The organism is Leclercia sp. M50 (assembly GCF_037150775.1).
GTDB lineage: Bacteria > Pseudomonadota > Gammaproteobacteria > Enterobacterales > Enterobacteriaceae > Enterobacter.
Window position 1 is genome coordinate 1 of record NZ_JBBCPK010000182.1, and the last position, 4,117, is coordinate 4,117.

The following is a 4,117-nucleotide window of genomic DNA, read 5'->3' on the forward strand; positions in this document are numbered from 1 at the left end:
TATTTACCCGGTGCGGAGAAGCCATCGGCAAAGGTCAGCCCGCCCTCGGGGGTCACCGGCACGTTCATAAAGAAGTTGATGTTGGCCCCGATATCGCGCTTTTGCAGGCGGCCATCGTGCAGACAGGCGCAGAGGAAGTTATCCCGGCAGCTGTGCATATGGCGCTTGTCGAGGGCGTAACGCACGGTGTTGCTCTCCTGGGCGCAGGCGCCGCCGAGGGTGTCGTGCCGTCCGCAGGTATCCGCCACGATGGTCAGCAGCGGGTTGCCGAGGTTGGAGTAAAGTACGCTCCCGGTGGTCAGATAAGCGTTGTTCTGCCGGCGCAGGGTGCGCTGGGCGTCGTAGCGCTCCCGCGGGTTATCGGCGTTATAAAACAGCGTATCCACCGCCTGGTTGCCCTCCAGATCCAGCAGGCGCAGGGTCTGGCCTTTTTTCACTTCAAACAGGTAGGGCTCCCCCGCCGGGATCACATGGCGGAAGCTGGCGTGTTGCACATCTTTTTCGCTGGCGACTGTCATCATCAGGCTCCTTACAGGGCGAAAAGTTGGGTATTGGCGATGGCGCGGCCGTTTTCAGGGCGCGTCAGCAGCGCGTTTATCGCCGCGTCTTCATCTTCCGCCTGCCGCCAGCTCAGCTGCACCGGACGCGGGGCGTACTCTCTGGACGGGTCCATCGGATGTTGCAGCGCGGTCATCACCACCAGGGTGTCCATCGGGGCGAACAGCTCCACGTAGCTGCCCGGCTGTGAATGGCCGCTGTGGAAGCTGAACCGGCCCCGTTTGTCCACCGTCACTTTGCTGAAGAAGTTGACCACCATCAGCAGATCTTCGAGATTGAGATCCCATTTGCCCATCTCCACCAGCAGGTTATCGGTGCCGTTGCGAAAGAAGCCGTTGCGCAGCTCCTGATAGCGCCCCTGGCCATATTTCTCGGTGGCTTCGGCGGCATTGAGTACGCCGCCAAACGGGTCGTGCCAGCCGCAGGTATCGGCAATGATGCCCGCCAGGACGCGGCCCATGTCGGAGTAGAAGCAGTGCCCGGCGGTCAGGCGCGCGGTGTGCTGGCCTTTCAGGGTGTCCGGCAGGTTCAGGCGCTCGCTCTTCTCATGGGCGTTGAGCATCATCAGGCTGACGTTCGCCCCGCCGTCGGGGTCGGTCATGCGCAGGATCTGCCCGCGCTTAAGCACAAAGGAGAGGTGGCCGCCGCCCGGCAGGATCTCTTCACGTAAAGTCGTCGTCATAGCGTTAACCCCTTAAGGCATAAACGTTGTCGGGAGTTGAACCGCTCAGGCTGGAGAGCCGAGTCTCGTTGAGCGGAATGTCGTAGGTAATGCGCGCCCCGTAGGCATTCGGGGCCTGCGGATCGAGGCGCACTTTGTCGAATACCAGCAGGCGGGTGCCGAGGTTGAAGCCTTCGGAGAGATCGTGGGTGACCATAAAGACCGTCATGCGGGTTTCGCCCCACAGCTGCAGCAGCAGCGCATGCATCTCTTTGCGGATGCCCGGATCGAGCGCGCCAAAGGGCTCATCCAGCAGCAACACCCGGGGCTGCATAATGAAGGCCTGAGCGATGGCAAGGCGCTGCTGCATCCCGCCGGAGAGCTGCGCCGGGTATTTATCCAGCGCATGACCAAGCCCCACTTTTTTCAGCATCTCTGCCGCCTGTTCCCGCGCAGCGCGTTTTTTTGCACCAAAAAGCCGTCCGAGCAGCGGAGATTGCGGCAGTTCGAGGCCGATGGCGACATTATCAAGCACGCTGAGGTGCGGAAAGACGGAGTAACGCTGGAACACCACGCCCCGGTGACTGTCCGGCTCGGCGACCAGGCGTTTACCGTCGAGGGTGATAGTGCCCCGGCTCGGTTTTTCCTGGCCGAGGAGCAGACGCAGAAAGGTCGATTTCCCGCAGCCGGACGCGCCGACCATCGAGCAGAACTCGCCCTCTTTGATCTGCAGATTCAGACGCTCCAGCACCACGTGGTCGCCATACTCCTGCCAGATATTGTTGATGGTGATAAAACTCATGCTTTGCCTCCTTCTGCCCACGGGAAACAGCGCTGGTGCAGCTGGCGCAGGGCCAGATCCATCAGCCAGGCCAGCAGCGTGATCCACAGGACGTAAGGGATAATCACATCCATGGCCATATAGCGGCGCACGAGGAAAATGCGGTATCCCAGCCCGGCAGTCGAAGAGATGGCCTCCGCTGAGATAAGGAATAACCACGCGGAACCGAGCAGCAGGCGCAGGGAGGTGAGCAGGCGCGAGAGCAGCTGCGGCAGTACCACCCGCAGCACCAGGGTCCAGCTGTTGGCCCCCTGCGTCTGGGCTTTGATCAGAATTTCCGGTGGGATTTCACAGGCGCGGTGCTCCAGATCCCGGGCCAGCATCGGGGTAATGCCGATCACAATCAGCATGATTTTCGACAGCTCATCCAGACCGAAGACGATAAACAGCACCGGCAAAATCGCCAGAGGCGGGATCATCGACAGCACCGTCATCAGCGGCGAGAGCGAGGCGCGCCACATGGGGAAGACCCCGGCGGTGACGCCAATGCAGAGGCCAATAAGCGACGCAATCGCCAGCCCCACCAGCAGGCGGGCCAGACTCACCAGGGTATCGACCCAGAACAGGTACTCACCGCTGCGCTTGTCCGGGGTGAAGGCCATCCGGGAGATCGCATCCAGCATCTGTTGCAGGCCGGGCAGCAGCTTGTCGTGTGGGTTGGCGTCCAGCCGCACCGCTGAGCCGAAAAAGTAGGCCGCCAACAGCAGGACAAACGGCAACATCACAAGCATCAGCCGCATGCCGGAGGTGGGATGGCGATTAATCTGTCGCATGGAGACTCCGTCCGTCATCACAGCTGGCCTGCGGCGGCCATTTTCACGAAGCTGTCATCAAAGCGCAGCTTTACATTGCCCGCATCGCCCTGGGTAACGTCACCCGGAAAACGCATGCCGATGAAGTCGGCGCTCTGCGCCCCCTCACCCAACAGCCCTTTATCAAAGGAGAAGGCCGCCACCCGCTGCATGGTTTTTGCCAGCTCCGGTGAGGTGACAAACGCCAGGTTCTCCTGCGGGGTGTAGAACAGGTGGGTGGTTTTCAGTTGCGCCTGATAGCCCGTCAGATCGGTGCCGGACGCTGCCGCCATCGCATTAAGGGCAGTGGCATCCTGGGCTTTCATCAGGCCCATCATTTCGTACCATGCCCCGGTAAGGGCTTTGCCCAGCGCCGGGTTATCCTTCAGGGTTTCGCTGTTAACCACCATCATGTCAATCAGCTCACCCGGCACCTGAGAAGAGCTGAACACCTCGGTGGTTTTTGGCGTGCCTTTAATAACGGAGAGCTGCGGATTCCAGGCGACGGCGGCCTGCACGCTGTCGGTGCCGAAGGCGGAGACGATATCCGCATCCGAGGTGTTGACCACGGTGACATCTTTCTCTGCCAGACCGGCCTTCTCCAGCCCGCGCACCAGCAGATAGTGGGAAACGGAGAGCTCCGGCAGGTAGATTTTCATCCCTTTCAGGTCATTAAGGGTTTTGCCCTCGCCCTTCATCACCACGCCGTCGTTGCCTTCCGAGTAGCTGCCGAGGATCAGTGCCGAGGTGTCCACGCCGCCCGCCGCCGGAATGGTCAGGGCATCCATGTTGGTCATTGTGCAGCCGTCAAACTGGCCGGCGGTGTACTGGTTGATGGACTCGATGTAGTCGTTGAGCTGTACGACGTTGATCTTGATGCCGTATTTATCGGCCCATTTATCGATGATTTTGCTGGTGCTGATAGTGCCCCAGGGCATCCACCCGGCGTAGATGGTCCAGCAGACGTTGAACTCTTTTTTGACGGCGGCAAAGGTGGGGAGACTGACCAGCATCGCCAGCGTCAATACGAGGGTGCGGAGTAATGGCGTTTTCTTCATGCTTGACCTCTGAGTGGCACAAAATTAGGGGGCAGCGCGACACCGTGGGTGCTGCTGTCTCCCGGGCTTTTGTCCCGCCGTGTAACCTCTCAGAGGTCGCCAGCTCTTGGACCAGTCATCCACATATGTGAACCGGAACCCTAGCCAGCTATTTTTCAGATTGTGTGGTGCACTGGCCTTTCACATTGGTTAAAGGAAAGGATGTGCC

The 4,117-nt window shown here is 60.3% G+C and carries 5 protein-coding genes and 1 riboswitch; all 5 genes read right to left on the bottom strand.

Annotated features, from left to right (window positions below; translation table 11 throughout):
* The coding region (locus WFM46_RS23025) for a DUF1989 domain-containing protein (protein ID WP_336998641.1) at positions 1–521 on the bottom strand (521 nt) is incomplete at its 3' end.
* An 8-nt stretch (positions 522–529) separates the two neighbouring features.
* The gene (locus WFM46_RS23030) at positions 530–1,240 is read right to left on the bottom strand and encodes an urea amidolyase associated protein UAAP1 (RefSeq protein WP_336998642.1); all 711 of its coding nucleotides are present in this window, start codon (positions 1,238–1,240) and stop codon (positions 530–532) included.
* Positions 1,241–1,244: 4 nt separating this feature from the next.
* Positions 1,245–2,021, bottom strand: coding sequence for an ABC transporter ATP-binding protein (locus tag WFM46_RS23035; protein ID WP_103179470.1), 777 nt, complete (start codon positions 2,019–2,021; stop codon positions 1,245–1,247).
* On the bottom strand, positions 2,018–2,833 hold the full coding sequence (locus tag WFM46_RS23040; RefSeq protein ID WP_336998643.1) for an ABC transporter permease: 816 nt from the start codon (positions 2,831–2,833) through the stop codon (positions 2,018–2,020). The genes WFM46_RS23035 and WFM46_RS23040 overlap by 4 nt, the downstream gene beginning before the upstream one ends.
* Positions 2,834–2,850: 17 nt before the next feature.
* Positions 2,851–3,909 (bottom strand): putative urea ABC transporter substrate-binding protein, encoded by a 1,059-nt coding sequence (locus WFM46_RS23045; protein WP_336998644.1) that lies wholly within the window; start codon positions 3,907–3,909, stop codon positions 2,851–2,853.
* A 56-nt stretch (positions 3,910–3,965) separates the two neighbouring features.
* Positions 3,966–4,064: riboswitch (guanidine-I (ykkC/yxkD leader) on the bottom strand.
* Between the last annotated feature and the right edge of the window lie 53 nt (positions 4,065–4,117).

What these genes read in the sequence shown, in the direction of transcription:
- WFM46_RS23030 (WP_336998642.1), bottom strand. Translation starts at nt 1,240, where the DNA reads ATGACGACGACTTTACGTGAAGAGATCCTGCCGGGCGGCGGCCACCTC.
- WFM46_RS23035 (WP_103179470.1), bottom strand. Translation starts at nt 2,021, where the DNA reads ATGAGTTTTATCACCATCAACAATATCTGGCAGGAGTATGGCGACCAC.
- WFM46_RS23040 (WP_336998643.1), bottom strand. Translation starts at nt 2,833, where the DNA reads ATGCGACAGATTAATCGCCATCCCACCTCCGGCATGCGGCTGATGCTT.
- WFM46_RS23045 (WP_336998644.1), bottom strand. Translation starts at nt 3,909, where the DNA reads ATGAAGAAAACGCCATTACTCCGCACCCTCGTATTGACGCTGGCGATG.